The 23,235-nt window shown below is 69.3% G+C and carries 24 protein-coding genes; 18 read left to right on the top strand and 6 right to left on the bottom strand.

The window, feature by feature from the left end; translation table 11 throughout:
- Positions 1-53 precede the first annotated feature (53 nt).
- From AB0M59_RS07310 to AB0M59_RS07270, 9 genes are all read left to right on the top strand, one after another.
- Positions 54-2,021: a DUF6541 family protein gene (locus AB0M59_RS07310; RefSeq protein ID WP_364610147.1), complete on the top strand. Its 1,968-nt coding sequence runs from the start codon at positions 54-56 to the stop codon at positions 2,019-2,021.
- A 55-nt stretch (positions 2,022-2,076) separates the two neighbouring features.
- Entirely contained in the window at positions 2,077-2,814 is a 738-nt protein-coding gene (locus tag AB0M59_RS07305; protein ID WP_364610716.1) for a glycosyltransferase family 2 protein, read from the top strand.
- A gap of 13 nt (positions 2,815-2,827) precedes the next feature.
- The gene (locus AB0M59_RS07300) at positions 2,828-3,262 is read left to right on the top strand and encodes a DUF2304 domain-containing protein (protein ID WP_364610144.1); all 435 of its coding nucleotides are present in this window, start codon (positions 2,828-2,830) and stop codon (positions 3,260-3,262) included.
- Between the two features lie 52 nt (positions 3,263-3,314).
- The gene (locus AB0M59_RS07295; RefSeq protein WP_364610713.1) at positions 3,315-3,803 is read left to right on the top strand and encodes a uridine kinase; all 489 of its coding nucleotides are present in this window, start codon (positions 3,315-3,317) and stop codon (positions 3,801-3,803) included.
- 329 nt (positions 3,804-4,132) lie between these two features.
- A complete protein-coding gene (locus tag AB0M59_RS07290) occupies positions 4,133-5,803 on the top strand; it encodes an ABC transporter substrate-binding protein (RefSeq protein WP_364610142.1) in 1,671 nt (556 codons plus the stop codon).
- An 86-nt stretch (positions 5,804-5,889) separates the two neighbouring features.
- Entirely contained in the window at positions 5,890-6,891 is a 1,002-nt protein-coding gene (locus tag AB0M59_RS07285) for an ABC transporter permease (RefSeq protein ID WP_364610140.1), read from the top strand.
- A complete protein-coding gene (locus AB0M59_RS07280) occupies positions 6,888-7,811 on the top strand; it encodes an ABC transporter permease (protein ID WP_364610137.1) in 924 nt (307 codons plus the stop codon). The genes AB0M59_RS07285 and AB0M59_RS07280 overlap by 4 nt, the downstream gene beginning before the upstream one ends.
- 6 nt (positions 7,812-7,817) lie before the next feature.
- A complete protein-coding gene (locus AB0M59_RS07275) occupies positions 7,818-8,813 on the top strand; it encodes an ABC transporter ATP-binding protein (protein WP_364512744.1) in 996 nt (331 codons plus the stop codon).
- Positions 8,810-9,922, top strand: a complete 1,113-nt coding sequence (locus AB0M59_RS07270; RefSeq protein WP_364512741.1) for an oligopeptide/dipeptide ABC transporter ATP-binding protein — start codon at positions 8,810-8,812, stop codon at positions 9,920-9,922. Before AB0M59_RS07275 ends, AB0M59_RS07270 begins: the two co-directional genes overlap by 4 nt.
- Positions 9,923-9,973: 51 nt before the next feature.
- On the opposite strand, the gene AB0M59_RS07265 is transcribed toward AB0M59_RS07270, so the two are convergent.
- Positions 9,974-10,405: a nuclear transport factor 2 family protein gene (locus tag AB0M59_RS07265; RefSeq protein ID WP_364610134.1), complete on the bottom strand. Its 432-nt coding sequence runs from the start codon at positions 10,403-10,405 to the stop codon at positions 9,974-9,976.
- Positions 10,406-10,484: 79 nt separating this feature from the next.
- Here AB0M59_RS07265 and AB0M59_RS07260 point away from each other — a divergent pair, with 79 nt between their 5' ends.
- From AB0M59_RS07260 to AB0M59_RS07245, 4 genes are all read left to right on the top strand, one after another.
- A complete protein-coding gene (locus AB0M59_RS07260; protein ID WP_364610131.1) occupies positions 10,485-10,856 on the top strand; it encodes a YciI family protein in 372 nt (123 codons plus the stop codon).
- Positions 10,853-12,028 (top strand): sigma-70 family RNA polymerase sigma factor, encoded by a 1,176-nt coding sequence (locus AB0M59_RS07255; RefSeq protein ID WP_364610128.1) that lies wholly within the window; start codon positions 10,853-10,855, stop codon positions 12,026-12,028. Before AB0M59_RS07260 ends, AB0M59_RS07255 begins: the two co-directional genes overlap by 4 nt.
- A 394-nt stretch (positions 12,029-12,422) precedes the next feature.
- The gene (locus AB0M59_RS07250; protein ID WP_364610125.1) at positions 12,423-13,064 is read left to right on the top strand and encodes an SDR family oxidoreductase; all 642 of its coding nucleotides are present in this window, start codon (positions 12,423-12,425) and stop codon (positions 13,062-13,064) included.
- 108 nt (positions 13,065-13,172) lie between these two features.
- Complete coding sequence (locus AB0M59_RS07245) at positions 13,173-13,817, top strand: DedA family protein (RefSeq protein ID WP_155547873.1); 645 nt, start codon at positions 13,173-13,175, stop codon at positions 13,815-13,817.
- Here the strand turns inward: AB0M59_RS07245 and AB0M59_RS07240 are convergent.
- Positions 13,814-14,710 (bottom strand): EamA family transporter, encoded by an 897-nt coding sequence (locus tag AB0M59_RS07240; RefSeq protein ID WP_364610122.1) that lies wholly within the window; start codon positions 14,708-14,710, stop codon positions 13,814-13,816. The genes AB0M59_RS07245 and AB0M59_RS07240 overlap by 4 nt on opposite strands.
- Positions 14,711-14,796: 86 nt before the next feature.
- On the opposite strand from AB0M59_RS07240, the gene AB0M59_RS07235 reads away from it, so the two are divergent.
- Positions 14,797-15,702 carry a LysR family transcriptional regulator gene (locus AB0M59_RS07235; protein WP_364610120.1) on the top strand — a complete coding sequence of 302 codons (906 nt, stop codon included), beginning with the start codon at positions 14,797-14,799 and terminating at the stop codon, positions 15,700-15,702.
- Here the strand turns inward: AB0M59_RS07235 and AB0M59_RS07230 are convergent.
- Positions 15,692-16,297 carry a TetR/AcrR family transcriptional regulator gene (locus AB0M59_RS07230; protein WP_364610117.1) on the bottom strand — a complete coding sequence of 202 codons (606 nt, stop codon included), beginning with the start codon at positions 16,295-16,297 and terminating at the stop codon, positions 15,692-15,694. The two genes, AB0M59_RS07235 and AB0M59_RS07230, sit on opposite strands and share 11 nt — an antisense overlap.
- A 59-nt stretch (positions 16,298-16,356) precedes the next feature.
- On the opposite strand from AB0M59_RS07230, the gene AB0M59_RS07225 reads away from it, so the two are divergent.
- The gene (locus AB0M59_RS07225; protein ID WP_364610114.1) at positions 16,357-16,977 is read left to right on the top strand and encodes a peroxiredoxin-like family protein; all 621 of its coding nucleotides are present in this window, start codon (positions 16,357-16,359) and stop codon (positions 16,975-16,977) included.
- On the opposite strand, the gene AB0M59_RS07220 is transcribed toward AB0M59_RS07225, so the two are convergent.
- Both AB0M59_RS07220 and leuA read right to left on the bottom strand, forming a co-directional pair.
- Entirely contained in the window at positions 16,964-17,515 is a 552-nt protein-coding gene (locus AB0M59_RS07220; RefSeq protein WP_364610111.1) for a DedA family protein, read from the bottom strand. The genes AB0M59_RS07225 and AB0M59_RS07220 overlap by 14 nt on opposite strands.
- 80 nt (positions 17,516-17,595) lie before the next feature.
- Positions 17,596-19,356 carry a 2-isopropylmalate synthase gene (leuA, locus tag AB0M59_RS07215; RefSeq protein ID WP_364610108.1) on the bottom strand — a complete coding sequence of 587 codons (1,761 nt, stop codon included), beginning with the start codon at positions 19,354-19,356 and terminating at the stop codon, positions 17,596-17,598.
- 220 nt (positions 19,357-19,576) lie between these two features.
- Here leuA and AB0M59_RS07210 point away from each other — a divergent pair, with 220 nt between their 5' ends.
- A complete protein-coding gene (locus AB0M59_RS07210; RefSeq protein WP_364610105.1) occupies positions 19,577-19,963 on the top strand; it encodes a hypothetical protein in 387 nt (128 codons plus the stop codon).
- A gap of 127 nt (positions 19,964-20,090) precedes the next feature.
- On the opposite strand, the gene AB0M59_RS07205 is transcribed toward AB0M59_RS07210, so the two are convergent.
- On the bottom strand, positions 20,091-20,681 hold the full coding sequence (locus AB0M59_RS07205) for a nitroreductase family protein (protein ID WP_364610102.1): 591 nt from the start codon (positions 20,679-20,681) through the stop codon (positions 20,091-20,093).
- Positions 20,682-20,911: 230 nt separating this feature from the next.
- On the opposite strand from AB0M59_RS07205, the gene AB0M59_RS07200 reads away from it, so the two are divergent.
- Positions 20,912-22,177: an aspartate kinase gene (locus AB0M59_RS07200; RefSeq protein WP_364610099.1), complete on the top strand. Its 1,266-nt coding sequence runs from the start codon at positions 20,912-20,914 to the stop codon at positions 22,175-22,177.
- The gene (locus tag AB0M59_RS07195) at positions 22,177-23,217 is read left to right on the top strand and encodes an aspartate-semialdehyde dehydrogenase (protein WP_364610097.1); all 1,041 of its coding nucleotides are present in this window, start codon (positions 22,177-22,179) and stop codon (positions 23,215-23,217) included. The genes AB0M59_RS07200 and AB0M59_RS07195 overlap by 1 nt, the downstream gene beginning before the upstream one ends.
- Positions 23,218-23,235 lie beyond the last annotated feature (18 nt).

The following is a 23,235-nucleotide window of genomic DNA, read 5'->3' as shown; positions in this document are numbered from 1 at the left end:
CTGGTGGGACGGGAACGGCGTGAAGCGCCGGTGAGGTTTGGACTGCGAATTCGATGAACGTTCTGCTCGTTTTGCTCGCGTTCTGGTTGCCGGGGCTGGTCTTCGGTGCCGCGATCCGGCTACGGGGCTGGACGTTGGCCGCCGCCGCGCCGATGCTCACGTTCGGCCTCGTCGCGCTCGGCATCCCGGTGCTGGGCAAGTTCGGCATCCGCTGGACGATGCTCGACGTCGCGCTGTGGACGCTCGTGCTCTCGGCGGCCGGGTTCGGGCTCGCCTTCGCGGTGTCCCGGTTCACCCGCCGCCGCCATCCCGACCGGGAAGAGCCGGAGCGGCCGGCGCGCAGGCCGCGCGACCACGTGATCATCGGCCTCGGCGTCGCCGCGGGCACGGGGATCGGCATCGTCACGTTCCTGCGGGGCATCCGGAACATCGGCAACGTCCAGCAGGGCTGGGACGCGCCGTTCCACGCGAACCTGGTGCGCTGGATCGCCGAGCACGGCGACGCCCGGCCGTCGACCGTCGGCACGATCTCGAACCTGCCGGACCAGAAGGACTACTTCTACCCGGACACCTACCACGCGCTGCTCGCCCTGGTCTTCGACAAGGGCGGCCTGTCGATCATGCCGACCCTGAACCTGGCCGCGCTGGCGGTGGTCCTCACGGTCCCGCTGGGCGTCGCCGCGATGTGCCACGCCTGGCGGATGCCGCCGATCGGTGTCGCCGCGGCGGCCGCGGTTTCGGCCTCGTTCTCCGTCTTCCCCTACGACTCGCTGTGGCGCGGTCCGCTGTGGCCCTACGTCGCCGGTGTCGCCCTGATCCCGGCCATCCTCGCGGTCGCGCGGCACCTGCTGGAGCCGCGCGGGATCGCGGGGCCGGTGGCGATCGGCGTCGGCGTGGCCGGGCTCGCCGGCCTGCACACGAGCGTCGTCTTCGTGGTCATCGTCTACTTCCTGCTGATCCTCCTCGCCGTCGTGGTCCGCTGGGAGCCGATCACCTGGCGCCGGTCGATGCCGTCGCTGATCGCGACCGTCGTGCTGGCCGCCGCGTTCGGCATCCCGGTGGTGTTGCCGTCGCTCTACAACGCGAGCGGCGTGACCAGCGCCTTCTGGGCGTCCGAGGCGACGGTCTCGGGTGCGGTCGGCGAGACCATCACGTTCTCGCCGATGGCCCCGTTCCCCCAGTGGTGGATCGGTGTCCCGGCCATCATCGGCGTGTTCTTCCTGGTCAAGCAGCGGCGGATGCTGTGGATGGTGGCGGCGTACGTCGTTCTGGGCGCGCTGTTCGCCGCCACGGTTTCGCTCGAAACCGGCCTGGTGCACACCTTGAGCAGCCCGTTCTACAACGACAACTACCGCGTCGCGGCGCTCGTGCCGCTGGCCGGCTGCGTCGCGTTCGGCGAGTTCGTGCACACCGCGTCCGGCTGGTTCGCCGGCAAGGTCGCCCCGCGGCTGCCGAAGCTCAAGCCCGCGACGCTGACCGTCCTCGGCGTCGTCGTGCTCGCGCTGGTCGTCGGCGCGCTGAGCCGCGGTGGCTACATCGGCCGCAACGCCGCCCGGCTGCAGCTCAGCTACGGCGGCGGCCCGACGGTCACCAAGGACGAAGAAGCGGCGTTCACCTGGCTCGCCGGGCACACCGCCCCCGGCGAACGGGTGCTGAACGACAGGTCGGACGGCTCGGTCTGGATGTACGCGCTGGCCGGGGTCCTCCCGACGCAGTGGACGTTCTACGGTGCCGGACCGGCCACCGACGCCGGCTACCTGAGCGTCTTCGGCAACGACGTCGACAAGTACCCGAAGGTGCGCGAGCTGCTCACCGACCTGAAGGTGCGGTACGCGTTCGTCGGGGCCGGCAAGGTCACGCCGACGGCGGTGAGCGACGCCGGTCTCCAGCACCTCGACACCAATCCCAGCTTCAAGCTGGTCTACCGCAACGCCGGCGCCTCGATCTACGAGATCGAGGGCCAGCAGGGCGTGGTCACCTCCGGCGCGGCACCCGGTTCTTCGCCCGGTGACGGCCAGTGACCGGCGGGGGCTGGAAGTCCGCCGCAGAGCCGAAAGGTAAGGTGACCGCGTGTCCATGACCCCTGTGAGCAGCCGTCGCGTGCTCATCGTGATGCCGGCGCTCAACGAGTCCGCGAGCGTCGCTTCGGTCATCGAGCAGGTGAAACGCGCCCTGCCGGACGGCGATCTGCTGGTCGTCGACGACGGCTCGGTCGACGAAACCGCCAAGCTCGCCCGCGCGGCCGGCGCCGAAGTGGCCCGGCTCGCGGTGAACCTCGGCGTCGGCGGGGCCATGCGCACCGGGTTCCGGTACGCCGCGGCCCGCGGGTACGACGTCGTCGTGCAGGTGGACGCGGACGGCCAGCACGACCCGGACGAGCTCGACGCCCTGCTGCGTGGTCTGGACGACGCGGACATCGTGATCGGCTCCCGCTTCGCCGGCAAGGGGTCCTACAAGGCCAGCGGACCGCGCAAGTACGCGATGGTCGTGCTTTCGCTCGTGTTCTCGCGGCTGGCGAAGACCAAGCTCACCGACGTCACGTCGGGGTTCAAGGCGATGGGGCCGCGAGCGATCCGGTTGTTCGCCTACTACTACCCGGCCGAGTACCTCGGCGACACGGTGGAATCCCTGGTCATGGCCATCCGCGCCAAGCTGGCCATCAAGGAGATTCCGGTCATCATGCGGGAACGGGTGGGCGGCACGCCCAGCCACTCGCCCGTCAAATCGGCGGTCTACCTGGGCCGAGCCGGCCTCGCGCTGCTGCTCGCGCTGGTCCGGCGCCGCCCCGCGGTCGACTCCTCAGACTCGGCATAAGGAGCTTGCGAAGATGGCCGGTTGGCGCATCCTCAGCATCGTCATCGCCTGCCTGGTGCTGTTCGTCGTCCTCGAGATGATGCGGCGCCGCAAGCTGCGCGAGAAGTACGCGGGCGTCTGGCTGGTCGTCGCCGTCGGCGTCGTGGTACTGGCCGTGATCCCGTCGGCCGCGCAGTTCCTGGCCAAGCTGACCGGGGTCGAGACCCCGTCGAACTTCGTCTTCCTCCTCGCCGGCGTCGTGCTGGCACTGGTGTCGCTGCACCTGTCCACCGAGGTCGGGCACCTGGAGGAAGAGGTGCGCACGTCGGTCGAGGAGACCGCGCTGCTGCGCTGCGAGCTCGAGGACGCCAAGCGCGAGCTGGCGGGCCGGATCGCCGTGCTGGAGGCGCGGACCACCGCGCCCGACGACGTCAAAGGACTTCCCGAGGTCGAGCGCGTCAGCAAGTGACGGGCTGATCGAAGCCCTGCTCGCCGCTCCCGCCCGGTTGGGAGCGGTGCGCCTGCTGGCCATCGACGGCCCATCGGGCGCGGGAAAGTCCACACTGGCCGCCCGGGTCGTCGCCGGACTGCGTGCTCGCGGGTGCCGGACCGAGCTGGTGAGCACCGACGCCTTCGCGACGTGGGACGACCCGGTTTCGTGGTGGCCCCGGCTGGTCGACGGTGTCCTGCGGCCCCTCGAGAACGGCGTCGAAGGCGCTTACCGGCGGACGGACTGGACAGCCGGGGCACCCCGGCCGGGGGAGCTCGTCCGGGTGCCCGTACCGGACGTCCTGGTGCTGGAAGGCGTCTCCTGCGGCCGGACTTCGGTAAGACCCCTGCTTTCCCACCTCTGCTGGCTATCCGGCGGCTCCGAGAAGGCGCGGCTGACCCGGACCACGGCCCGGGACGGCGAGGCCGCACGGGCCGAATTGGGCCGCTGGCAACGGTTCGAGCGCGGCTGGTTCGCCGTCGACGGCACCGCGGCGGCCGCCGGTACCCGACTTTCGTAGGGAACCGGGCCGTCACTGTGCGTCAACGGGCCACTCCGGATCGATCAAGGGAAGCCTGTCGGGTCACCACGACCGGGCTAACGTTGGTACCGCCATCTGAGTCAGGGATCGGGCACCGGACGGGGTGGTCTGCCACAAATGGTCACATTCTGTCGCGATTTACGGACACATTGCAGTCAAATCGACGCCCACGTAGCGCGATCGTAACCTCACGTGCTTAAGTGCGGGCCGAGTTCCCGCTAGTGTCGGCGAGCACACCGATCGTCCGGGGTGTTCCTGACCGACCGGACGGTGACTTAAAAACCCGAACATCTCCCAAGGGGTGCCAGATGCAGCAATTGCGGCTGACCCGAACACGCCGCGTGGCCCTGATCGGGCTCACCGGCGCGCTCGCGGTTTCGCTGTCCGCTTGTGCGGATTCGAAGCGTGAAGAGGGCGCCGGAGGTGGTACCGGAGGCACGATGATCTTCGGCGCCGCCGGAAACCCGAAGATGTTCGACCCGGCGTTCAACGACGAGGGCGAGACCTTCCGGATCACGCGTCAGATCTACGACACGCTGATCCAGAACAAGCCCGGCACCGCCGACCTCGAGCCTTCTCTCGCCGAGAAGTGGGAGTCGAGCGCCGAGGGCAAGACCTGGACGTTCACCCTGAAGTCCGGCGTCAAGTTCTCCGACGGCACCCCGATGGACGCGACCGCGGTCTGCTACAACTTCGACCGCTGGTACAACATGAAGGGCGCCGCCGCCCAGAGCCAGATGATCTACTACGGCGACGTCTTCGAGGGCTTCGCCAAGAACGAGGGCGACGCGAACGGCGACCCGGTCTACAAGAGCTGCGAGGCGAAGGACCCGACGACCGCGGTCCTCAACCTGAACAAGGCCAAGGGCGCGTTCCCGTCGGCGTTCACGCTGCCGTCGTTCTCCATCGAGAGCCCGACCGCGCTCAAGCAGTACAACGCCGACACGGTCACCCAGAGCGGTGACTCGTTCACCTACAGCGAGTACGCGAACAAGCACCCGGTCGGCACCGGCCCGTTCAAGTTCGAGAGCTGGGACCAGGCCAAGGGTGAGATCACCCTGGTGCGCAACGACACCAGCCCGTCGCCCGCGAAGCTCGACAAGCTGATCTTCAAGGTCATCCCGGACGAGAACGCCCGCAAGCAGGCACTCAAGGCCGGCGACATCAACGGCTACGACTACCCGAGCCCGGCGGACTACGGCCTGCTGCGCAACGACGGCGAGCAGGTGCTCATCCGCCCGTCGTTCAACGTGCTGTACCTGGGCATCAACCAGGCCAACAACCCGAAGCTCAAGGACGTCAAGGTCCGCCAGGCGCTGGCCTACGGCATCAACCGCGAGCAGTTCGTGAAGTCGAAGCTGGCCGAGGGTTCCGAGGTCGCGACCGAGTTCGTCCCGAAGGTCATCTCGGGCTACACCGACGACGTCACGAAGTACCCGTACGACCCGGAGAAGGCCAAGCAGCTGCTGCAGCAGGCCGGCGCGACCGACCTCACGCTCAAGTTCTACTACCCGACCGAGGTCAGCCGTCCGTACATGCCGAACCCGGCGGACACCTTCACCGCGATCTCCGAGGACCTCAAGAAGATCGGCATCAAGATCGAGGCCCACGCCGAGCCGTGGAACGGTGGCTACAAGGACGACGTGCAGAAGGCCGGCAAGCAGGACCTCCACCTGCTCGGCTGGACCGGTGACTACAACGACGCCGGCAACTTCGTCGGCACGTTCTTCGGTCGCGAGAAGAAGGAGTTCGGGTTCAACAACCCCGAGCTGTTCTCGGCCCTGAGCGCGGCGGACGCTTCGCCCGCCGGTGACGCCCACGCCAAGGCGTACCAGGAAGTGAACAAGCAGATCATGGACTTCCTCCCGGCGGTCCCGATCGCTTACCCGACCCCGGCGATCGTGGTCGGCCCGAAGGTCAAGGGTCTGGTGGCGAGCCCGCTCACCGACGAGCGTTTCAACACCGTGACCGTGAGCTGATTCCGGACTTCAGCCAACGGCAGGGGGTGGGTGCTACCGCGCCCACCCCCTGCGCCTGATCCCGGGCCGGCAACAAAGGACTGCAAGTGCTCCGTTTCCTCGTGCGTCGGTTGCTACAAGCGATCCCGACGCTCTTCATCCTGTCCATCTTGGTCTTCGCTTGGCTCCGGTCCCTGCCCGGCGGTCCCGCCGCCGCTCTGCTGGGTGACAAGGCGACGCCGGAGAAGATCGCCAACCTCAACCACGTGCTCGGCCTCGACCAGCCGATCTTCGTGCAGTACTTCGGATTCCTCGGCCGGGCGCTCACCGGCGACTTCGGCAACTCCCTGGTGTCGACCCAGCCCGTGATGGGCGAGATCGTCACCTTCCTGCCGGCGACCATCGAGCTCGGCATGTCCGCGATGATCATCGCGATCATCATCGGCATCCCGGCCGGTTACCTGTCCGCGCGGTACCGCGGCGGAGCGGTCGACAACGTGGTCATCGTGCTGAGCCTGATCGGCGTCGCGGTGCCGGTGTTCTTCCTCGGCTACATGATGCAGGACATCCTGGCCGCGCCGCTGGGCCTGCCGTCGCAGGGCAGGCAGGCCGCGGGCCTCGACGCCACGGCGATCACGAACTTCGCCATCCTCGACGGCATCATGACGAGCGAGTGGGACGCCGTCTGGGACGCGATCAAGCACCTGATCCTGCCCGCGTTCGCCCTCGCCACCATCCCGCTGGCCGTGATCACCCGGATCACCCGCGCGTCGGTGCTGGACGTCCTCAACGAGGACTTCATCCGCACGGCCAACTCCAAGGGCCTGACGCAGCAGGTGGTGCGCACCCGGCACGTCCTGCGCAACGGCCTGCTGCCGGTGGTCACGACCATCGGCCTGCAGACCGGCGCGCTGCTCGGCGGCGCCGTGCTGACCGAGCGGGTGTTCAACTTCCGCGGCCTCGGCTTCCTGCTTGCCGAAGGGATCGAACGGCGTGACTACCCCCGGCTGCAGGCGCTGCTGCTGTTCGGGGCCGTGGTGTACGTCCTGGTGAACATGCTGGTCGACGTCTCGTACGGGATCATCGACCCGAGGGTGCGTGTGCGATGAACACTCTGCTCAACAAGAAGAAGGAACCGATCGACAAGCTCGCCGCGGCGAGCGGCCGCAGCCTCGGCGCGGACGCCATCCGCCGGATGCTGCGCAGCCCGGTCGCGATCACCGGCGCCGTCATCACCGGCGTGTTCCTCATCGTCGCGATCTTCGCGCCCCTGCTGGAACCGAAGGACCCGGACGTCCACTACCTCGGCGACCAGATCCGGCCGAACTTCATCCCGGGCGCGCAGGCCGGGTTCCCGCTCGGCGTGGACGACTTCGGCCGCGACTTCCTGTCGCGGCTGATCGCCGGCGCGCAGCAGACGCTGATCGTCGGGGTGCTCGCCACGATCGTCGGCGTGCTCATCGGCGTGATCATCGGTGGTCTCGCGGGCGCGTTCGGCGGCTGGGTCGACACCGTCCTCATGCGACTGGTCGACGTCATGCTGTCGTTCCCGTCGCTGCTGCTGGCCATTTCGATCGCGGCGCTGTTCGCGAAGCCGAGCCAGTGGACGGTCATCCTGGCCGTGTCGATGATCGGCGTGCCGATCTTCGCGCGGCTGCTGCGCGGTTCCATGCTGTCGCAGCGGGACGCCGACCACGTGCTGGCGGCGAGGTCGCTCGGGGTCAAGCGCGGGGTGATCGTGTTCCGGCACATGCTGCCGAACTCGCTCGGCCCGGTCATCGTTCAGGCGACCCTCACGCTGGCCACTTCGATCCTGGAGGCCGCGGCGCTGTCGTTCCTCGGTCTGGGCGACCCGGACCCGTCGCGGGCGGAGTGGGGACTGATGCTGGGCAAGGCCTCGCACCAGTTCCTCGACGTCCGCCCCGAACTCGCGTACTACCCGGCGATCGCGATCATCATCGTGGCGCTCGGGTTCACGTTGGTCGGCGAGTCCCTGCGTGAAGCCCTCGACCCGAAGAACAGGCGGTGAGAACCCATGGCACTCCTTGAAGTCCGTGACCTGAAGGTCGACTTCGTCCGCCGTGGCGAGCGGCCGTTCACCGCGGTGGACGGCGTCAGTTTCGACGTCGAACCGGGCCAGACCGTCGGCCTGGTCGGCGAGTCCGGCTGCGGCAAGTCCGTGACGTCGCTGGCGATCATGCGGCTGCTGGCCCGGCGCGGCAACAAGGTCAGCGGTTCGGTGCGCTTCGAAGGCACCGACTTGCTCAAGCTGTCCGACAAGGACATGCGCGACCGCCGCGGCCGCGACCTCGGCATGGTGTTCCAGGACCCGCTGTCCTCGCTGAACCCGGTCATCCCGATCGGGCTGCAGATCACCGAGGTGCTGGAGCGCCACCGCGGGATGTCGCGCAAGGCGGCGACCGTGGAAGCGACGGACCTGCTCGACAAGGTCGGCATCCCGGACCCGTCGCGCCGGCTTTCCGAGTACCCGCACCAGCTTTCCGGCGGGATGCGGCAGCGCGCGCTGATCGCGATCGCGCTGGCGTGCCGGCCGCGGCTGCTCATCGCCGACGAGCCGACCACCGCGCTGGACGTCACCATCCAGGCGCAGATCCTCGCCCTGCTGCGGGAACTGGTGCAGGACACCGGCACCGCGCTGATCATGATCACGCACGACCTCGGTGTGGTCGCCGGGCTGTGCGACGAGGTCAACGTGCTTTACGGCGGCAAGATCGTGGAGCGGGCGCAGCGGCACCAGCTGTTCGCCGAGCCGCGGCACCCGTACACGCACGGCCTGCTGGCCTCGATCCCGCGGCTCGACGCGGGCCGCGGCGAAAAGCTGGTCCCCATCCGCGGTTCGGTGTCCGACAACATCCCGTGGGACCACGGGTGCGCCTTCGCGCCGCGCTGCCCGAACGCGCTGCCGGTCTGCCGCGAGGTCCAGCCGCAGCTGGCGCCCGACCAGGGCGGCCTGCTGCGCTGTCACAACCCCGTGCGGCCGGCGGTCGCGGCGGGAGGAGGAGCCCGATGACCCGTCCTGCTGGTGACGTGCTGCTCGAGGTCAGCGACCTCAAGGTGCACTTCCCGATCAAGAGCGGGGTCGTGTTCGACCGGACGGTCGGCCACGTCTACGCGGTCGACGGTGTCGACCTGTCCATCCGCCGCGGCGAGACCTACGGCCTGGTGGGCGAGTCCGGGTGCGGCAAGTCGACGCTGGGCCGGGCGATTCTGCGGCTCAGCGAGCCGACCGCCGGTTCGGTGGTCTTCGACGGCACCGACGTCGCCAAGCTGAAGGGTGAGGAACTGCGGAAGGCCCGGCGCCGGATGCAGATGATCTTCCAGGACCCGCTGTCCAGTTTGGACCCGCGGCAGTCGGTGGAGTCGATCCTGCTCGAGGGCATGCACGCGCACGGCCTCGACAAGGACAAGGAAGCCACCCAGCGGCGGCTGCGGCAGCTGCTGTCCGCGGTCGGCCTGCCGGAGACGTCGCTGCGGAAGTACCCGCACGAGTTCTCGGGCGGGCAGCGCCAGCGCATCGGCATCGCGCGGGCGCTGGCGGTGGAGCCGGACCTGATCGTCGCCGACGAGCCGGTGTCCGCCTTGGACGTTTCGGTGCAGGCCCAGGTGGTGAACCTGCTGGAGGACCTGCAGGACCAGCTCGGCCTCACGTACGTGGTGATCGCGCACGACCTCGCGGTGGTGCGGCACATCTCCGACCGCATCGGCGTGATGTACCTCGGCGCGCTGGTCGAGGAGACCGACGCGGACTCGCTGTACCGGGAACCGCTGCACCCGTACACGCGGGCGCTGCTGTCGGCGATCCCGGTGCCGGACCCGCAGGTGGAGGACACCCGCGAGCAGATCCTGCTCGCCGGTGACCTGCCTTCGCCGGCGAACCCGCCGTCGGGCTGCCGCTTCCACACGCGCTGCCCGTGGAAGCAGGCGAGCCTGTGCGACACCGACCGCCCGCAGCTGCGCGAGATCGGCGGCGGTCACCGGGTGGCGTGCCACTACGCCGAGGACATCCGCGACGGGCGCATCCAGCCGCACGAGGTGAAGGCGGAGCTGGTCGAGCTCACCGGGGCGCTGAACCCCGACCTGGGCCCGCCGGACGTCGGCACGTCCGCCGAGATCCTCTGAGGTTCTCTTTCGGGTGGCCGGCCGGGATTCGTCCCGGCCGGCCACCTTTTTTCACGGCTTGAGGTCGAGCGCGGCGCTCATCGTGGCGTCCATGTAGAACGGCGTCGAGTCGTGCACGTGGGTGATTCGCCACTCGCCGTCCTGCTTGCGGAAGCCGAGGGTGGAGCGGAACCACAGCTCGAACGGCTGGGGCATCCCCTTCGGCGTCGTCGACAGCCGGTTGAGGGCGTGGCTGAAGGCGACGTCGCCGCCGACCGTGACCTCGAGGTCGCGGACCTCGTACTCGATCGGGCCGTCGAAGCCCGCGAACCAGGCCTTGCGGGCCTCGACGTCTTCGCCGTGGTGCACGAGCGGCGGGGCCAGGGTGAACGCGCGGACGTCCGGCGCGGACTGCCCGGCGAGTGCTTCGGCGTCACGCTCGGTCATCGCCGTCGCGCGGGCGGCCACCAGTTCGCGAATCCGCTTGTCGTCCTGCTCGGTCATGCCATCCTCCTGTGAGTCGGTGCTTCGGAGGGGACGTAGGCGCCGCCACGCGGATTTCGACATCGACCGGGAGGCGTTCGTGAAATACGTGGTCCTGATCTACGGCAACCCCGAGTCCCGCGCCGCCTGGGAGGGCATGAGCGACGAGCAGCAGGCCGCCGGGCTCGCGTACTACCAGCAGCTCAACGACGACCTCGACGCGTCCGGCGAGCGGATCGTCTCGGAGCGGCTCGCCTTTCCCGAGCGCACCACGCGCGTCAGCGTGGGCGACCGCGGCACGACGACGACCGACGGGCCGTTCGCCGAGGCCAAGGAGTTCCTCGCCGGCTTCTACCTGCTCGACTGCGAGAGCCACGAGCGCGCGGTCGAGATCGCCGCGCGGATCCCCGAAGCGGCGTTCGGCGTGGTCGAGGTGCGGCCGGTGATGGGACTGCACGGGCCGGAGCTGTGAACCCGGAGCTGCTGCGGTCCCTCGCACCCCAGGTCCTCGCGGCTTTGGTCCGGCGTTACGGCGACTTCGAGGCGTGCGAGGACGCCGTCCAGGAGGCGCTGCTGGCGGCGTCGCAGCAGTGGCCGTCTTCGGGGATCCCGGACCACCCGAAGGGGTGGCTGATCACGACGGCGTCCCGGCGCCGCATCGAGCAGTGGCGCAGCGAGACCGCCCGGCAACGGCGTGAAGAAGCGGTGGCGCTGGCCTCGCCGCCGGAACCGGAGCCGGTCGGGGTCGACGACACGCTGACGTTGCTGCTGCTCTGCTGCCACCCGTCGCTGACCCAGCCGTCCCAGGTGGCGCTCACGCTGCGCGCGGTCGGCGGTCTGACGACGGCGGAGATCGCCCGCGCGTTCCTCGTCCCGGAGGCGACGATCGGCCAGCGGATCAGCCGCGCGAAGCAGAAGCTCCACGGCGAACGGCTCACCGGCGATCACCGCCCGGAGCGGCTGGCCGCCGTGCTGCAGGTGCTGTACCTGATCTACACGGAGGGCCACACGGCCAGCTCGGGCGACGCGCTGAACCGCGTCGAGCTGACGACCGAGGCGATCCGGCTGGTCCGCCTGCTTCGCATCGAGCTCCCGGACGACGGCGAGGTCACGGGTCTGCTGGCCTTGATGCTCCTGACGGAGGCCCGCCGCCCGGCCCGCGTCGACGCTTCCGGCGCCCTGGTTCCGCTGGCCGACCAGGACCGGACTCGGTGGAACGCGAAGCTCATCGACGAGGGCATCTCGCTGATCACGGTGGCGTTGTCGAGCGCACCGGTAGGGCCGTACCAGCTCCAGGCGGCGATCGCGGCGGTCCACGACGAGGCCCCGACGGCGGCCGAGACGGACTGGGCGCAGATCCTCACGCTGTACGACCTGCTGCGGGTGGTGGCGCCGGGGCCGATGGTGACGCTGAACCGGGTGGTGGCGTTCGCGCAGGTCAACGGGCCTGAGGCCGGGTTGGCGGAGCTGGCGGGCGCGGAGTTGAAGGAGCACCACCGGGTGGATGCGGTGCGGGCGCACTTGCTGGAGCTGTCGGGTGATGTTGCCGGTGCGCGGGAGGCGTATTTGGCTGCTGCTCGGCGGACGTTGAGCCTGCCGGAGCAGGCGTACCTCCGGTCGCGGGCCGCGGATCTGAAGTCCTGACGGAACCCGCCCTTCCCTGGGGCGCCGGCAAAGTCGGCTCTGTGCGGCCGGCCGGCCGGCCCGGGCTTTGGCGGCGCGGCGAGGGTCGATCAAGGAGGATTGTCGCCCGCTGCGGTGTCTTGAATGACTCATTCAGGTCATCGGAGGTCCTGAATGACTCATTCAAGACACCGCGACCACACCCGAGCCACCGAAACCGGCACCCCGGTCCGGCCACCCGACCCATCGGGACCCCCGCCCTTCCCTGGGGGGCGTGCCCACGTCCAGTCTATCGGCGCCCACCGACGAAACCCGCTGTTCAGCCCCCACCGCCCGAAGTTGTCCACATGGGGGTGAACCCTGTGGACAACTCCGGTACCGGGCAAGCCCGCCTCACCTGCGGGAGGATCACCCCATGCAGGTCACCGTGCTGGGGGCGACAGGCCGAACCGGGATCCACGTGGTCCGCCTGCTCGCCGCCCGAGGTCACACCGTCCGGGCCGGGCTGAGAAGCCGTCGGCGGGCCGAAGTGCTGAGAGACGAAAACGCGAAACCCGTCGTCGCCGACGTCACCGCCGATCGGGACGAGCTCGTCGAGGTCTTCAAGGACTCCGACGTCGTCATCAGCACCATCGGCGCCCCCGATCCGGAACCCGAATCGGTGAACCTCGTCGACCGGGACGGGGCCATCGCCGCCATCCGGGCCGCCGAAGTCGCCGGTGTGCCGCGCTACATCCAGCTCTCCGCCCAGTTCGCCGACTCGCCGGACCAAGGCGACCGGCTCGTGCGGTCGATCCTGCTCGCCAAGCAGATCTCGGACAGCGTCCTGCAGAAGTCCGCGCTGACCTGGACCATCGTCCGGCCCGGGACGCTCACCGACGGCCCCGCCACCGGCCGCGTCAAGGTCGCCGGCCACCTCGAACCCGGGCGGATCACCCGGCGGGACGTCGCCGCCGTGCTCGTCGGGGTGCTCGGCGAGCCGCTCACCGAAAACCGCGGCTTCGACGTCGTTTCCGGGGATTTCCCGGTTGCCCCGGCTCTGGCCACACTCGAGTGACCCCGCCTTAAGTCGTACCCCTGCCAATACCTGAGTAGGCCGCCCCGGGCGCGCCACCCCCGGTACTCTGCGAAAAGCAGATATCCGGAACAGCAGGGGGTACGGCCAGTGCACATCGACCAATGGCTGGAGGCGATCCCGCCGCTCTCGGTGTACCTGATCGTCGGCGCGGTGATCATGATCGAAAGCCTCGGCATTCCGCTGCCCGGCGAGATCGTGCTGGTCAGCGCCGCTCTGCTGGCGTCGCAGCACAGCAACCTGAGCCCGCTGTGGATCGGCATCCTGGCCAGCGCCGGCGCCATCATCGGCGACAGCATCGGGTATCTGATCGGAAAGACCGGTGGCCAACGGCTGTTCGCCTGGGCGGGCCGGAAATTCCCGAAGCATTTCGGCCCGACGCACCTCGCCAACGCCGAACGGATCTTCGACAAACGCGGCGTGTGGGCCGTCTTCCTCGGCCGCTTCATCGCGTTCCTGCGCATCCTCGCCGGCCCGCTCGCCGGGTCGCTCAAGATGCACTACCCGAAGTTCCTGATGGCGAACGCGGCCGGCGGCATCGTGTGGGCGGGCGGCACCACCGCCCTCGTCTACTACCTCGGCGTGGTCGCCGAGAAGTGGCTCGGCAACTTCTCCAAGTACGGCCTGGTGGCCGCCATCGTGATCGGCGTCGTCGTCTTCTTCGTGATGAAGAAGCGGCTCGGCAAGAAGCACGACGAAGAAGAAAAGCAGGAAGTCAGCGAGCCGACGGCCTAGACCGCGACGAGCTCCGGTTCCCGCTTCCGCGCCGGCCGCAGCGAACCGAGCAGCACGCCGCCGATCACGACCAGTGCCGCGACGATCTCCAGTACCGTCGGCCGCTCGCCGAGCAGCAGGAACGACGCCGTCAGCCCGACCACCGGTACGAGCAGCGAAAACGGCGAAACCACGCCCGCCGGGTTGCGCCGCATCAGCGTCGTCCACAGGCCCGATCCGACGACCGTGCCGATCAGCACCACGTAGGTCAGCCCGCCCAGTGCGGTCAGGCCGGTCGGCGTCCCCAGCGTCGTCAGCGAGTGCCACTGCGCGGCCGGCCCCTCCATCACCAGCGAAAGCGCGAACATCGGCAGCGGCGGCACCACCGACATCCACAGCGTGAAGTGCAGCGGGTTGTCCGGCTCGGCCTTGCGCGTGCTGAGGTTGCCGAACGCCCAGCTCAGCGCGGCCACAAGCGTCAGGAGCATCGGCAACAGGGCCGCGTGCCCGGACTGCTGCCACGCGATCGCGACCATCCCGGCGACGGCCAGCATGATGCCGGCCAGCTGGTGCGGCGTGACGCGTTCGCGCAGGAAGACCGCGCCGAGCAGCACCGTGAACGGCGCCGACGCCTGCAGCACCAGCGACGCGAGCCCGGTCGGCATCCCGGTGTCCATCGCGATGAACAGGAACGCGAACTGCCCGGTGCCGAAGCCGAGGCCGTAGCCCAGCAGGTGCCGCACCTTCACCTTGGGCCACGGCACGAACAGGATCGTCGGCACGGCGATCACGGCGAACCGCAGCGCGCCCGCGAACACCGGCGGGAACTGGCCGAGCGTGGCGTGGATGGCGAGGAAGTTCAGGCCCCAGAGGACGGCGACGAGCACGGCGAGCAGGCGGTCACGGGTGGGCATGCCTCCACTGTGTCAACGGCGATCGTGAAGGACCAGCGAGAATATCTGCAGGAACCGTGTAGCCGTGCTTCACATATGCTGGCCGCATGGACCTGGGTCGCCTGCGCACGCTGCGGGAGTTCGCCGACCGCGGGAGCGTGACGGCCGCCGCGCGGGCGCTGCACTGCACGCCGTCCGCGGTTTCGCAGCAGCTTCGGGCGCTGCAGAGCGAGGTCGGCCTGCCGCTCACCGAGCCCGCCGGGCGGGGACTGCGGCTGACCGACGCCGGCCGCGCGCTGGTCGCCCGCGCCGACGAGGTGCTGGCCGCGCTCGACCGCGCGGAGTCCGAACTGGACACCTACCGCAGCGCGCCGCGGGGCCGCGTGCGGATCGCGATCTTCCAGTCGGCCGGGCTGATGCTGCTGCCCGGCCTGCTGACGCGCGTCGCCGAGTACGACGGCCTGCACGTCGACGTCCGGGACGTCGACATGACGCCACCGGAGGTGCCCGGCCTGGTCGCGGACTACGACATCGTCGTCGCGCACCGGGACGAGCACGCGCCGGAGTTCGACCACGATCGCCTCGACGTCGTGCCGCTGCTGCGGGAGCCGCTGGACGTCGCGCTGCCGGTCGGGCACCGGCTGGCGGCCAAGCGGCGCGTGGACCTGGCGGAGCTGGCCGACGAACGCTGGATCGGCGTCGACCACGGCTTCCCGGTGGACGACGTGCTGCGCTCGCTGACCGTCCGCACCGGCGTGCGGCCGGTGGTGGTGCAGCGGATCAACGACTTCCGGATCACCGAGCGCCTGGTCGCGGCGGGCCACGGGATCGCGCTGGTCCCGCGCTACACGATCGATACCCGTCGCGGCAGCGGCCTGGTCAGCAGGCCGCTGGCGGGGATCCGCGCGGCCCGGCTGGTGGAGGCGGTCTGCCGCACGGGAGCCCTGCAGCGTCCGGCGGTGGCCCAGGTGATCGACGAACTGCGCGCGGAGATCGCCCAGCTCACGGCTTGAAGCCGCGCAGGTAGGCCAGCGCGATCTGCAGCGCGTCCTCCAGTGCCGTGATGTCGTGCCGGAGGTGGGCGAGCAGCAGTCCACCTTGGACGGACGTCATCGCGGCCTGCGCCAGCCGGGCCGGATCGGCGCCGGCGGCGAGCTCTCCCTTGTCCCGCAACGTGGTCAGCCCGCGTTCCAGGTGGGCTTCCCACGTCCGGTAGGCCTGGTCGACCAGCGGCGCGAGCTTCGGGTTGTCGCCGACCTCGCCGGCGAGGTTGCCCAGTGGGCACGCGATCGGGCCGCCAGCGCGGCGGTGCACGTCCAGCAGTTGCTCGGTCCACGTCTCGAAGTCGGCCCAGGAGGTGAGCGCGAAGATCGCGGGCTGGTTCCCGAGGATCTGCTCGAGGTACCGGTCGATCACGGCCTCGACCAGCTGGTCCTTGTTCTTGAAGTAGTGGTACATCTGCGATTTCCCGGCCCCGCTCGCGGCGAGCACCTTGTCGACGCTCGTGCCCGCGACGCCGTCGACGTACATCAGCTGGGCCGCGGCATCGACGATCGCGTCGCGCGTCCGCTTTCCGCGCGGGGTCGAGGCCGCCGCTTGCGTCTCCATGTACTGAATAGTACAGTCAGCATCACTGTACCAATCAGTACAACAAGCTAGGGGGATCCATGACGCTCGACAACGCTCTGACCGGAGTGAACGACCACCTCCGGGGCGTGCTGCCGCCGGAGGTCTTCGACGTCCTCGAAGCGGACCGGCGCCGGGCCGCCGGGACGAAGTTCGCCGAAGCGGGCGACAAGATCGAGGACTTCACGCTGGCGGGCGCCGACGGCGGGCCGGCGACCTTGGCCGCGCTCGTCGCGGACGGACCGGCGGTGCTCGTGTTCTACCGCGGCCAGTGGTGCCCGTACTGCAACTTGACCCTGCGCACGTACCAGCAAGAAGTCCTGCCCGAGCTGACGGCGCTCGGCGCGACCCTGGCGGCGATCAGCCCGCAGCGGCCGGACGGCTCGCTGCCGGTGGCGGAGCTGGAATTCCCCGTCCTTTCGGACGTCGGCAGCACCGTCGCGCGAGGCCTCGGGCTGAGTTACCCGGTCTCCGCCCTGGTGCGCGAGGCCATGGAGGCGCTCGGCACGGACCTCGAAGAGGTCAACGGCACCTGGGAGCTGGTCCACCCGGCGGTCGTCGTGGTCGACCGGGATCGCGTGCTCCGCTTCGTCGACGTCCACCCGGATTTCACGACGCGGACCGAGCCGGCGGCAATTCTCGAAGCGGTCAAATCGCTTTAGCAGATCGCTTCACGCCGTAGGTGATCACCGAACCCAGGACCAGGGCGACGCCGAGGGAGAGCAGCATGCTGATCCCGGGTTCGGTGATGATCTGGCCGCCCGCGTAGCCGAGGAAGGCCACGTACGACGTCCAGAGCGTGACGCCGACGGCCGACGCGGTGAAGAACTCCGCCATCGGCCACCGGAGTGATCCGGCGAGCAGGGCACCGACCGTCCCGCCCGACGGCAGCCAGCGGGCGACCACCAGCACGGGGCGCGGGTGGCGCTGCAGCCGTCCGTCGAGCCAGCCGATGCCGGCGGCGAGCTTCTTCCGCCGGCTCAGCCGGTCCAGCGCCGCCCGGCCACCGAACCGGCCGAGGGCGTAGAGCGCCTGGTCGGAAACCAGGCACCCGGCCGAGGCCACGGCGATCACCAGCGCCAGCGACGTCCCGCCCTGCGCCGCCGCGACGCCCATGCCGAGGAGTGTCACCTCGGTGGGCAGCAGCGGCACGAGCGAGACGACGAACAGCACCAGCAGTCCCGTCGTAGTCGCGTCCACATCTCCATTAACCGCCTGCCGGGCCCGGAAAACTCCTGATCAAGGAGTACTCACAGGAACCCGACAGGCGGCCCACAGGTTCAGCGGTTGGCGCGGTTCACGGCCGAGACGACCGCGCGCAGCGACGCCGTGACGATCGACGGGTCGATGCCGATGCCCCAGAACACCCGGTCCGAGATCGCGCACTCGATGTACGACGCGGCGCGCGCGTCGTCGCCCGGCGAGAGCGTGTGCTCGGAGTAGTCCAGGAGACGCAGGTCGAAGCCGACGGTCGACAGCGCGTCGAAGAACGCCGCGATCGGGCCGTTGCCGCGCCCGGTGACCTCGTGCTCGTCACCCTCGACGCGGACGGTCGCGGTGATGTCGTACTCGCCGTCCCCGTTGTCCTGGACGTGCTGGCGGACCAGCTCCAGCGGCGTCTTCAGCTCCAGGTACTCGGCCGAGAAGGCGTTGTACATCGTGGTCGGGTCGACCTCGCCGCCCTCGGTGTCGGTGTAGCGCTGGATGACCTTCGAAAACTCGATCTGCAGGCGCCGCGGCAGGTCGAGCTGGTGCTCGGCCTTCATGATGTAGGCGACGCCGCCCTTGCCGGACTGCGAGTTCACGCGGATGACGGCCTCGTACGTGCGGCCGACGTCCTTCGGGTCGATCGGCAGGTACGGGACCTCCCACGGGTACTCGTCGATCGGGACGCCCTGCTTGTCGGCGGCGTCCTTCAGCGCGTCGAGGCCCTTGTTGATCGCGTCCTGGTGGCTGCCCGAGAAGGCGGTGAACACCAGGTCGCCACCCCACGGCGAGCGCTCGGGCACCGGCAGCTGGTTGCAGTACTCGACGGTCCGCTTGATCTCGTCCATGTCGGAGAAGTCGATCTGCGGGTCGATGCCCTGGCTGTAGAGGTTCATGCCCAGCGCGACCAGGTCGACGTTGCCGGTGCGCTCGCCGTTGCCGAACAGGCAGCCTTCGATCCGGTCGGCGCCGGCCTGGTAGCCCAGCTCGGCGGCGGCGATGCCGGTGCCGCGGTCGTTGTGCGGGTGCAGCGACAGGATCACCGAGTCGCGGCGCTCCAGGTTGCGGCTCATCCACTCGATCGAGTCGGCGTAGACGTTCGGCGTCGCCATCTCGACGGTCGCCGGCAGGTTCAGGATCACCGGCTTCTCCGGCGTCGGCTTCCAGATCTCGGTGACGGCGTTGCAGACCTCGAGCGCGTACGACAGCTCGGTGCCGGTGTAGGACTCCGGCGAGTACTGGAAGCGGAAGTCGGTGTCCGGCTGCTTCGCGGCCAGCTCGACGACCATTTCCGCGGCCTGCGTGGCGATCTTCTTGATGCCCTCGCGCTCCTCGCGGAAGACCACGCGGCGCTGCAGGATCGACGTCGAGTTGTAGATGTGGACGATCGCCCGCGGCGCGCCTTCGAGCGACTTGAAGGTCCGCTCGATCAGCTCGGGACGGCACTGGGTCAGCACCTGGATGCTGACGTCGTCCGGGATGGCGTGCTCTTCGATGATCTCGCGGACGAAGTCGAAGTCGGTTTGCGACGCGGCCGGGAAGCCGACCTCGATCTCCTTGTAGCCCATGCGTACGAGCAGGTCGAAGAACTTCCGCTTGCGCGCGGGCGACATCGGGTCGATCAGGGCCTGGTTGCCGTCCCGCAGGTCGACGGCGCACCACAGCGGCGCGCGGTCGATGCGCTTGGTGGGCCAGGTGCGGTCGGGCAGGTCGATGTTCTCGACGAGGTCGTACCAGGGGCGATAGCGGTGGACCGGCATGGACGTGCCGCGCTGGGTGTTCCAAGCGGGCTGGTCAGCGGGCGCGGGACGCGAAGGCTTGCGGATCTTGCTCATGGGATTGGGGGTGTCTCCAGATCGACGGGTGCGACCGGCACCACGAAGCCCCGCGACGGGGAGCCGGTCCGGTCAGGCCCCGTCGCGGCAGCGAAGCAGGAGAGCACGCGCCACGTCCCCACCATAACCACGGAACGCGGTGAGGGGGAAGCCGGGCCGTTCTCCTGATGAGGGTTACCTGTGGGTAGCGACGGGACGATCGCCGTGCGAAACTGCGGGCATGGGTGAGCACGCGGAGTCGTCTTCGACGTCGTCGTCCTCGGAGGAGGAGACGAAGGTCTCCCGCCGGGCTCCGGTCGACTGGCGCGCCACGGGAGGCCGGGTCGCCTCCATCGTGGCGTCGATCGTCCGCTGGGTGGGACTGATCTTCGCCGCGCTGCTGGTGATCCACGTGATCTTCACGGTCGGCTCGGCCAACCCGGACAACGGCATCGTCTCGTTCGTGAAGTCCTGGGCGGACAGCCTGGCGCTGGGGTTCAGCGACCTGTTCACGCCGAGTGACGCGAAGCTGCGGGTGCTGGTGAACTACGGCATCGCGGCGATCTTCTGGCTCGTGGTGTCGGGGATCCTGGCGAAGATCATCCGCCGCGTGGGCGGCGCTTCCTGACTTTCGCCGCTTAGAACGCGCCGACCCCGGCGATCGGCGCGGTTCACGCGTCAGAGATTTCGGGACGGAACTCGTATCCCGCGTGATCAAGGCCGTAACTCGCGTGATTGAGTCCGTGACTCGCCGGCTAGAGGGCCGGCGTGCCCCACTGGTCGGTGAACGCGAACTCCGCCAGCGGCACCCGCTTCCGCTCCGCCTTCTCGCGCTCCACCCGCCAGTCCTCCTCCAGCACCTCCGCCGAAGCCACAGAGCCGACAGCGATGGCCACCTTCGGGACGGCGTCGGAAGGCAAGCCGAAAGAAGCGCTGACGTCGGGAGCCGAAAACCCCGCCATCTGATGCGCGACGAGCCCCAGCTCCACTGCCTGCAGCACGAGGTTCTCCGAAGCCAGCCCCAACCCGTACTCGGCGTACGGCACCGACCCCTTCTCGTTCGTCGTCACCATCACGCCGATCAGCAGCAGGCTCGCCCGGTGCGCCCACGCCCGGTTGCCCGAGTTCAACGTCGCCAGGATCGCGTCGAACGACGGCGTGCCGCGAAGGCCCACCAGGTAGCGGGCCGGCTGCGTGTTGCCGAACGACGGGGCCCAGCGGGCCGCCTCCAGGAGCGCTCTCACCTGGTCGGGAGACACGACTGAAGACGCGTCCAAGGCTCGCGGGCTCCACCGCTCGGCCATCAGGGAAGCGATCGGGACGCTCGTCACAGCTGGCTTTCGCACGATCGACACGGTACCTACCTAGTGCGCTGCATCACTCGGGAGGAAGGGCTCCGCGCATTCCGTTGGTGTTACGGAAGATTTACTTCCGCACCACCCACCCGCGGCACCCGCCCCACGTCAAGAGGGTGGCGGGCCGCTTGAGCCCCGGTAGGCTCCACTTCAAATATGGGACGCGGGGGCTCCTCGGTGCCCACCAGGGAGCAGACCCGGCCCGTCTAGGAGGTTCGGGCGTGGCCCTCGTGGTCCAGAAGTACGGCGGATCGTCGCTGGAAAGTGCCGACCGGATCAAGCGCGTCGCCGAGCGGATCGTCGCCACCAAGAAGGCCGGCAACGACGTCGTCGTGGTCTGCTCGGCGATGGGTGACACCACCGACGAGCTGCTCGACCTGGCGCAGCAGGTCAACCCCGCGCCGCCGGAGCGGGAGATGGACATGCTGCTCACGGCGGGTGAGCGCATCTCGAACTCGCTGGTCGCGATGGCCATCTCGGCCCAGGGCGCGGAGGCGTGGTCGTTCACCGGATCGCAGGCCGGGGTCGTGACGACGTCCGTCCACGGGAACGCGCGCATCATCGACGTCACCCCGAGCCGCGTCACCGAAGCCCTCGAGCAGGGTTACGTCGCGCTGGTGGCGGGCTTCCAGGGCGTCGCGCAGGACACCAAGGACATCACCACGCTGGGCCGCGGCGGCTCGGACACCACCGCCGTCGCGCTGGCCGCCGCGCTGAACGCCGACGTCTGCGAGATCTATTCCGATGTGGACGGTGTGTACTCCGCCGACCCGCGGATCGTCCCGGACGCGAAGAAACTCGACGTCATCCCCTACGAGGAGATGCTCGAGCTCGCCGCGAGCGGCTCGAAGATCCTCCACCTGCGTTCGGTCGAGTACGCCCGCCGCTACGGCGTGCCGATCCGCGTCCGTTCTTCCTACAGTGACAAGCCGGGCACCACGGTGACCGGTTCTATCGAGGAGATCCCCGTGGAACAAGCCCTGATCACCGGTGTGGCGCACGACCGCTCCGAAGCGAAGATCACGGTCACCGGGGTGCCGGACCACGCCGGTGCCGCGGCGCGGATCTTCCGCGTGATCGCCGACGCCGAGATCGACATCGACATGGTGCTGCAGAACGTGTCCAGCACCGTCTCCGGCCGCACCGACATCACGTTCACGCTGTCGAAGGCCAACGGCGCCAAGGCGGTCAAGGAGCTGGAGAAGGTCAAGGCGGAGATCAGCTTCGAGTCGGTGCTCTACGACGACCACGTCGGCAAGGTCTCGCTGGTCGGCGCCGGGATGCGCTCGCACCCGGGTGTCACGGCGACGTTCTGCGAAGCGCTGGCCAACGCCGGCGTCAACATCGAAATCATCAACACCTCGGAAATCCGGATCTCGGTGCTGATCCGCGACGCTCAGCTGGACGACGCCGTGCGCGCGATCCACGACGCGTTCGAGCTCGGCGGGGACGAGGAAGCCGTGGTCTACGCGGGGAGTGGTCGCTGATGGCGGAAGGGTTGCGGGTCGGGGTGGTCGGCGCGACCGGCCAGGTCGGCGCGGTGATGCGCAAGCTGCTGGCGGAGCGGGAGTTCCCGATCGCCGAGCTGAGGTACTTCGCTTCGGCGCGCTCGGCGGGTTCGAAGCTGCCGTGGCGCGACAGCGAGATCACGATCGAAGACGCGTCGACGGCCGATCCGTCCGGTTTGGACATCGCGCTGTTCTCCGCGGGCGGGTCGACGTCGAAGGCGCAGGCGCCGCGGTTCGCCGAGGCGGGCGTGACGGTGATCGACAACTCTTCGGCGTTCCGGATGGACCCGGACGTGCCGCTGGTCGTCAGCGAGGTCAACCCGCAAGCCATCAAGGAGGCGCGCAAGGGGATCATCGCGAACCCCAACTGCACCACCATGGCCGCGATGCCGGTGCTGAAGCCGCTGCACGACGAAGCCGGGCTGGTCCGGCTGGTCGCGTCGACGTACCAGGCGGTGTCCGGCAGCGGGCTGGCCGGCGTCGATGAGCTGGCCGGTCAGGTGAAGGCGGCCGCGGAACACGCGTCGCTGCTGACGCACGACGGCGCGGCGATCGACTTCCCCGCACCGAACAAGTACGTGCGCCCGATCGCGTTCAACGTCCTGCCGATGGCGGGGTCCATTGTGGACGACGGTGAGCTCGAGACGGACGAAGAGAAGAAGTTCCGCAACGAGAGCCGCAAGATCCTGAGCATCCCGGGTCTCGGCGTGTCCTGCACGTGCGTGCGGGTGCCGGTGTTCTCGGGGCACTCGATCTCGGTGAACGCGGAGTTCTCGCAGCCGCTGACGGTCGAGCGGGCGACGGAGCTGCTGGCCCACGCGCCGGGCGTCGAGCTGTCGGAGGTCCCGACCCCGCTGCAGGCGGCGGGCAACGACCCGAGCTACGTCGGCCGCATCCGCGCCGACCAGGGCGTCGAGGGTGGCCGCGGCCTGGCGCTGTTCATCGCGAACGACAACCTGCGCAAGGGCGCGGCGCTCAACGCCGTGCAGATCGCGGAGCTGATCGCACAGCAGCTCTGACCTGGTTCTCCTTCGAGG

Origin of the sequence: Amycolatopsis sp. NPDC051371 (genome assembly GCF_040682155.1) — a bacterium.
Classification (GTDB): domain Bacteria; phylum Actinomycetota; class Actinomycetes; order Mycobacteriales; family Pseudonocardiaceae; genus Amycolatopsis.
Note: the sequence above shows the minus strand (reverse complement) of the source record. Positions and strands in the feature narration are given on the sequence as shown.

Coding starts and splice junctions, on each gene's coding strand:
- AB0M59_RS07310 (WP_364610147.1), top strand. CDS start 54: ATGAACGTTCTGCTCGTTTTGCTCGCGTTCTGGTTGCCGGGGCTGGTC.
- AB0M59_RS07305 (WP_364610716.1), top strand. CDS start 2,077: ATGACCCCTGTGAGCAGCCGTCGCGTGCTCATCGTGATGCCGGCGCTC.
- AB0M59_RS07300 (WP_364610144.1), top strand. CDS start 2,828: ATGGCCGGTTGGCGCATCCTCAGCATCGTCATCGCCTGCCTGGTGCTG.
- AB0M59_RS07290 (WP_364610142.1), top strand. CDS start 4,133: ATGCAGCAATTGCGGCTGACCCGAACACGCCGCGTGGCCCTGATCGGG.
- AB0M59_RS07280 (WP_364610137.1), top strand. CDS start 6,888: ATGAACACTCTGCTCAACAAGAAGAAGGAACCGATCGACAAGCTCGCC.
- AB0M59_RS07275 (WP_364512744.1), top strand. CDS start 7,818: ATGGCACTCCTTGAAGTCCGTGACCTGAAGGTCGACTTCGTCCGCCGT.
- AB0M59_RS07270 (WP_364512741.1), top strand. CDS start 8,810: ATGACCCGTCCTGCTGGTGACGTGCTGCTCGAGGTCAGCGACCTCAAG.
- AB0M59_RS07265 (WP_364610134.1), bottom strand. CDS start 10,405: ATGACCGAGCAGGACGACAAGCGGATTCGCGAACTGGTGGCCGCCCGC.
- AB0M59_RS07250 (WP_364610125.1), top strand. CDS start 12,423: ATGCAGGTCACCGTGCTGGGGGCGACAGGCCGAACCGGGATCCACGTG.
- AB0M59_RS07240 (WP_364610122.1), bottom strand. CDS start 14,710: ATGCCCACCCGTGACCGCCTGCTCGCCGTGCTCGTCGCCGTCCTCTGG.
- AB0M59_RS07235 (WP_364610120.1), top strand. CDS start 14,797: ATGGACCTGGGTCGCCTGCGCACGCTGCGGGAGTTCGCCGACCGCGGG.
- AB0M59_RS07230 (WP_364610117.1), bottom strand. CDS start 16,297: ATGGAGACGCAAGCGGCGGCCTCGACCCCGCGCGGAAAGCGGACGCGC.
- AB0M59_RS07225 (WP_364610114.1), top strand. CDS start 16,357: ATGACGCTCGACAACGCTCTGACCGGAGTGAACGACCACCTCCGGGGC.
- leuA (WP_364610108.1), bottom strand. CDS start 19,356: ATGAGCAAGATCCGCAAGCCTTCGCGTCCCGCGCCCGCTGACCAGCCC.
- AB0M59_RS07210 (WP_364610105.1), top strand. CDS start 19,577: ATGGGTGAGCACGCGGAGTCGTCTTCGACGTCGTCGTCCTCGGAGGAG.
- AB0M59_RS07195 (WP_364610097.1), top strand. CDS start 22,177: ATGGCGGAAGGGTTGCGGGTCGGGGTGGTCGGCGCGACCGGCCAGGTC.